This is a genomic window from Xenorhabdus sp. NBAII XenSa04 (assembly GCF_963866145.1).
Lineage (GTDB): Bacteria > Pseudomonadota > Gammaproteobacteria > Enterobacterales > Enterobacteriaceae > Xenorhabdus > Xenorhabdus indica.
In genome coordinates this window covers 1-5446 of record NZ_CAWMEB010000408.1, presented here as the reverse complement: position 1 = coordinate 5446, position 5446 = coordinate 1, and the positions used below count along the sequence as shown (strand labels likewise).

General features: G+C 40.5%; 4 protein-coding genes. 1 reads left to right on the top strand and 3 read right to left on the bottom strand.

Annotated elements, in window-relative coordinates; translation table 11 throughout:
• Positions 1–3 precede the first annotated feature (3 nt).
• On the top strand, positions 4–876 hold the full coding sequence (locus AAC147_RS15055) for an IS982 family transposase (protein ID WP_047682579.1): 873 nt from the start codon (positions 4–6) through the stop codon (positions 874–876).
• Positions 877–1487: 611 nt separating this feature from the next.
• Here the strand turns inward: AAC147_RS15055 and AAC147_RS15050 are convergent.
• The 3 genes from AAC147_RS15050 to AAC147_RS15040 are packed head-to-tail and all read right to left on the bottom strand — an operon-like array spanning position 1488 to position 5154.
• On the bottom strand, positions 1488–2672 hold the full coding sequence (locus AAC147_RS15050) for a MalY/PatB family protein (protein WP_047682577.1): 1185 nt from the start codon (positions 2670–2672) through the stop codon (positions 1488–1490).
• Positions 2659–4113 (bottom strand): Na+/H+ antiporter NhaC, encoded by a 1455-nt coding sequence (nhaC, locus tag AAC147_RS15045; RefSeq protein WP_047682575.1) that lies wholly within the window; start codon positions 4111–4113, stop codon positions 2659–2661. Before nhaC ends, AAC147_RS15050 begins: the two co-directional genes overlap by 14 nt.
• A 39-nt stretch (positions 4114–4152) precedes the next feature.
• Entirely contained in the window at positions 4153–5154 is a 1002-nt protein-coding gene (locus tag AAC147_RS15040; protein ID WP_047682573.1) for a LacI family DNA-binding transcriptional regulator, read from the bottom strand.
• Positions 5155–5446: the final 292 nt, after the last annotated feature.

The following is a 5446-nucleotide window of genomic DNA, read 5'->3' as shown; positions in this document are numbered from 1 at the left end:
TGGGTGTTTTGTTGGGTAGAGGATAATTTAACCCAGTTACAGCAAGGTATGCGATTCAGAAGCCGGGGATATCCGCCTAAACTGAGCGATGCTGAAGTTATCACGATGGAAGTGATTGGTGAATTCTTAGGCTTTTCAACCGATAAAGGGATTTGGACGTATTTTTGTAACCACTGGCGTGAGTGGTTTCCCGGACTCGGTTCACGCGCCAACTTTGCCAAACAGGCCTCGAATCTTTGGGTTGTAAAACAAAAACTGCAAGAGAAGCTGGCGATGCTATTGGGCGCATTCGACAGGCCGGTACACATTATCGACGGGTTTCCGCTGCCCGTCTGTGGGTTCAAAAGAGCTAAAGGAAGTGCCAACTTTAAAGGGCAAGCCGATTATGGGTACTGTGTCGCTAAGAATGAAACTTACTACGGCTTTAAAGGGCATCTGATGATAGATGAAACTGGCGTAGTGACGGGGATCACAGTGACTCCTGCCAGTTGCAGTGAGCGTGAAGCTGCTTGGGATTTGGTTGCCCCGATAAAAGGCTGTTTGCTTGGCGATAAAGGGTATATAGGCGTTGAATTTAAACAGGAAATGAATCAACAGGGTATAAAGATGATCACCCCGACGCGTACCAATATGGAGGATCCTCTTCCCAAGAAAACGAGAAGAATGATTAACGCCAAACGCCGTTTAATTGAAACGGTGATTGGTCAACTCGCCGGACAATTTGCTATCGAGAAGTGCAGGGCACGGGATTTGTGGCATTTGAGTAATCGAATTGCCAGAAAACTGCTTTCCCACACGTTGGGTATTTTTGCTAATTTTAAACAAGGTAAAAGTCAACGCGACTGGCTTCAACAATCCAACGTTATAGGATGTTAAAGTCGAGCATCGCGTTAATTTTGTTATAGGGTTTTCAATATAAAAAACACCGTTTCATATTGAAATTATTATATTAATTTAAAATTTAACGTGAATATAATTTTATTAACCTAATGAAATGGTAATAGAATAAAATTTATATGGTTTATTTTCCTTAAGGTAAAATATCATCATTAAAGTATTTCATACGCTTCCAACGTTTCCGAAAATGATTAAACTTTTTAAGTATTCTGTTGGATGTAAAAGGATCAATATGGGCGTTTATTGTTCTATTTTTGCTGACAGAACTAATGCGTGAACATTTGATAACTATATGTAATATTCCCAATTTGAGAATATTTTATTGTTATCAAAGGAGATTAATGTCCTGGTATAGATATCTTAGTATCTTATACCAGCACTAACGCCAGGGAAATTCTCTAAAAAATATAAAAATGAATCTAAATAAGATATAAAAATAGTATTGTAATTAATCAATATGAGGGGGATAGGACTATATCTACCACTTTAGTTTTATACAAAAATCACTGAAACTAATAACCTGAAACTTTTCACAAGAAAAGTTTCAGGTATATTCATAGGATTAAAACAGAGCATTAACACTTTGTTTTTTATTTTACAGGAGCTAATTCAGACAAACCTGCCATTGCTTTTTCTAGGTACTGGCGGGGGCAACCTAGGTTAATTCGGATAAATCCTTTTCCTTTATCACCAAAATTACATCCCATTGAAACAGCGACTTGGGCTTTTTGTATTAATATTTGTTGCAACGTATTATCATCTAAGTCTAAATCTCGACAATCCAGCCAGGCCAGATATGTACCTTCTGCTTTGATCATTCGGCACCAAGGGGCAGAAGATGCTAACGCCTGTTCTAACCAAATACGATTTTCAGCCAGATAATCCAATAGGTTATCAAGCCATATCTCGCCATATTGGTAAGCAGCAGTAGCCGCAGCCATAGATAGTGAATTGAATACATCTAACCCATGAGCATGCAACCGATCATTAAAGGCTTGCCTAAGTGACGGATTTGGAATGAGAAAGTTTGAAATACGCAGTGATGAGAGTCCAAACGTTTTACTTGATGAAGTGGCAACAATAACATGCTCATGCCATTCACTATCCAGATGCAATACTGAGGTGAATTTTCCCCAAGGTAGCGTTAAATCCGCCCAGATTTCATCGGAAAGTACTGTTGTACCGTACTTTTTACAAAGTATTAATAGTTGGAGTAATTCGTTACGATCCCAACAGCGACCAGTAGGATTATGGGGATTACATAACAATAACAGCGGTGGTCTGTGTTGTTCCAAGATATGTTTTAGGTGACCGTAGTCAATTTTATACCCTTCTGGGGTTTCAATAAGTGGGTTTTCAATAACCTTTCTGCCGTTCATAGTCGTAATTTTGGCAAACGAAGAATAGTAAGGCCCCTGTATAACAACTCCCTCTCCTGGTTTACTCAACATTTGTATCAATAAAGCTAACCCAGGTATGACACCTTCTATAGAGGTAAACCAATCCCTGTGTAAGGTGAGTTTATGGCGTTTTGCAAACCAGTCTATTGCTGCCTGATAGTAAAGATCGTCGCGTTCACTATAACCGAAAATACCATGATCGATTCGGGATGATAGGGCTTGCTGGACTTCTTTTGGACACTGAAAATCGTAGTCTGATACCCACATTGGCAGAAGGTCATTTGTGTTTAATTGCAGATAACGATCTAAAAAATCCCACTTAATAGAACCTGTATTGTGGCGATCGATTATCTGGTTGAAATCATATGATTTCACGTTGTGTTTCCTTTTTCTTCAGAGAATTTTCGGAGGGGATTTTTGCAATACCGAAACCAGTAAAGCCATAAATGAGGGCAAAAAAGATGGCGGCATAGCACTGGATTGCCCAAGGTAGTAACTCCAGCGTACTGACTCCCAGTGTTGTAGCCATGTAAATGCCGGCAGAAGTCCAGGGAAGCAGAGGTTCGATAACCGTACAGCCATCTTCTATGGTGCGTGATAGATTTTTGTTGTCCAGTCCCATCCGGTGATAAGCATCTTTGAATAGTTCGGCCGGGATGAGAAGAGCCAGTTTTCCATCACAAGTTGCGCCTGTCACCATAATCGTTGTGGCCAACGTTGCGGCAATGAGTTGGCCGGTTGTATGAACAGCTTTCAGAAGCTGGTTGATGATAATGGTTAGTGCGCTAGTGAGTGTTAAGGCTCCGGCAAACGCGAATGCACAAAGTATAAGCAGTATAGTCCCCATCATTGAGGACATACCTCCGCGATTAAGTAAGCGGGGAATATCACTAACGATACCAGTGATATTATGTCCTTGCTCGGAGAACATTGAGAGGTTGAAACCATCAATTATCGCGTTAAGTCCTTGTTTAAGCGTGAATCCTTGAAGAGCTATACCGATCGTAATCGCTAATGCACAGGCAGCCAACATGGTTGGTATCACCGGGCGTTTTGTTATAGCTCCCCATAAAACTAATACCGGTGGCAAAATCAGCAATAAATTGAAATTATACAGACTTTCAAGAGATTGTATGATTTCTGTGATTTTTTCTGGGGGAACTGTACTCCCTGTTAAATCTGTATAGCCGACGATAAAGTAAACAATAGCAGCTAAAACAAAGCCAGGAATAGTGGTATATGTTAAATGTTGAATATGACTGTAAAGATCTGTTTCGGCCACGATTGCAGCGAAATTGGTTGAGTCAGATAACGGCGAGATTTTATCACCGAAATACGCTCCTGAAACAATCGCGCCTGCTGCTGCGGCTAAAGATACGTCAAGGCCAGCCGCTACTCCCATTAGAGCAACTCCAACTGTTCCGGCTGCGCCCCATGAAGTACCGGTACAAACTGAAATCAAGCTCGTGATAAAGAAGGCAGCAATCAGTATGTATTGAGGGCTAATCAGTTTTAGTCCCCAATATACCATGTAAGGTATAGTTCCACTGAACATCCAGGTGCCAATTAGACCTCCGACACAAATCAGTATCATTATTACTGGCATAGCTTTGGCTAGCTTTGCCACAATAGAATCAATAATGTCATCCCAGCGATAGCCTTGCCAATATGCCAGGGCCGCTGCTATTACGGCGGAGATAAGTAATAAGGATTCGATACGCAGATTAAGTTGACCATAGCCAATAATTAGCAGTAAGAGCATTGATGCAATTGGTAGGATAGCGAGTCCCAGATTAATTTTTTTCTTGTCATCCATTTGAAAATTCCAATTTTATGTAGGGTGTTGAAATAAAATCTATTTTATTAAAAGAACAGAATCTCTGATGATGAGTTCTGCGGAAAACATATTCATTTGTGGAGTCGGTTCTTTTTTGGCGCTGAGTTGTAATGCCAGATTAGTAGCCCGTTGAGCCATTTGTTCAATTGGGTTGCGTATGGTAGTTAAGGGAGGATAGAGATATCGGGCTGTAACTATATCATCAAAGCCAATGATCGATAGCTGTTCTGGTAAGCGAATTCCCCGCCGATGTAGGGAGCGCATCATTCCGGCAGCCATCACATCATTGAATGTTACTGCTGCGGTAAAGTTGATACCGCTGTCTAAGAGTTTTTCTGCTGCTTGTTCTCCGCCTTTTTCGTTAAATGGAACACTGATAACCCAACCGCCGGGTACAGTGATACCCGCATTAGCCATTGCAGAATAATATCCTTCCAAACGGAGTCTTCTATCATCAATTGGTAAATCTGCTGTTATATAAGCAATTTTTCGATGACCATTTTGGAGAAGGTAGTTGATAGCCGTCTGAGAAGCGCTGATATTATCTAACCAGATACATCGGTTAGCGATGGCTGGAAGATATCGATTAATAACCACTAATCCTGGAGTGTGAGCTGCATAACGTAATATATCGGCTTCGTTCATTCTACTGACATAGGCTACTATTGCTTCACACCCTTGATTGATTAAAAAATCCAATGCAGATTTTTCGAGTTCAGCTTGATGCCCGCCACTACAAACCATAAGTTTGGCTTCTTTTTTTCGAGCGATTCTTTCAACTCCGCGAGATAAAAGAGAAAAAAACGGATCAGCTAAATTACCTGTCAGTAATCCCAACATATTGCCGCACCTTTGTGCCAATGCAAGTGCTGCGGAATTACGGTGGTAATTTAATTCTCGCATGGCTTTTTCTACACGCTCACGTGTACCTGGTTCAACATAAACTGTATTATTAATAACACGACTGACAGTGGCTACAGATACTCCAGCTTTATGAGCGACATCTTTCATAGTGGCCATTGCTTTTCCCTAGCAGTTATATAAGCTAAATATAGGGTGGGATCATATCCCAATTTATTCAGATGATCATGAAATGTTTTGTGGGCTTTATTTTAGGCGAATAACATATATTGGGCTCTGGCAAATAGTTTAATGATAGAATGAGAGTTTTATCTCTTCGGTTATTTAAATCACTTTTTAAAGTGTGTCATACTCTGTGCATATAGTTATCTATGCTCCTGAGAATTTTCTCTCTTGTCGTCGCGCTGCATTTTGAAATCCATTGGATATAGAAAAGTATAATCTATAGATT

Excerpts from the sequence above, each read along its gene's own strand:
- nhaC (WP_047682575.1), bottom strand. The coding sequence starts at position 4,113 with ATGGATGACAAGAAAAAAATTAATCTGGGACTCGCTATCCTACCAATT.
- AAC147_RS15040 (WP_047682573.1), bottom strand. The coding sequence starts at position 5,154 with ATGGCCACTATGAAAGATGTCGCTCATAAAGCTGGAGTATCTGTAGCC.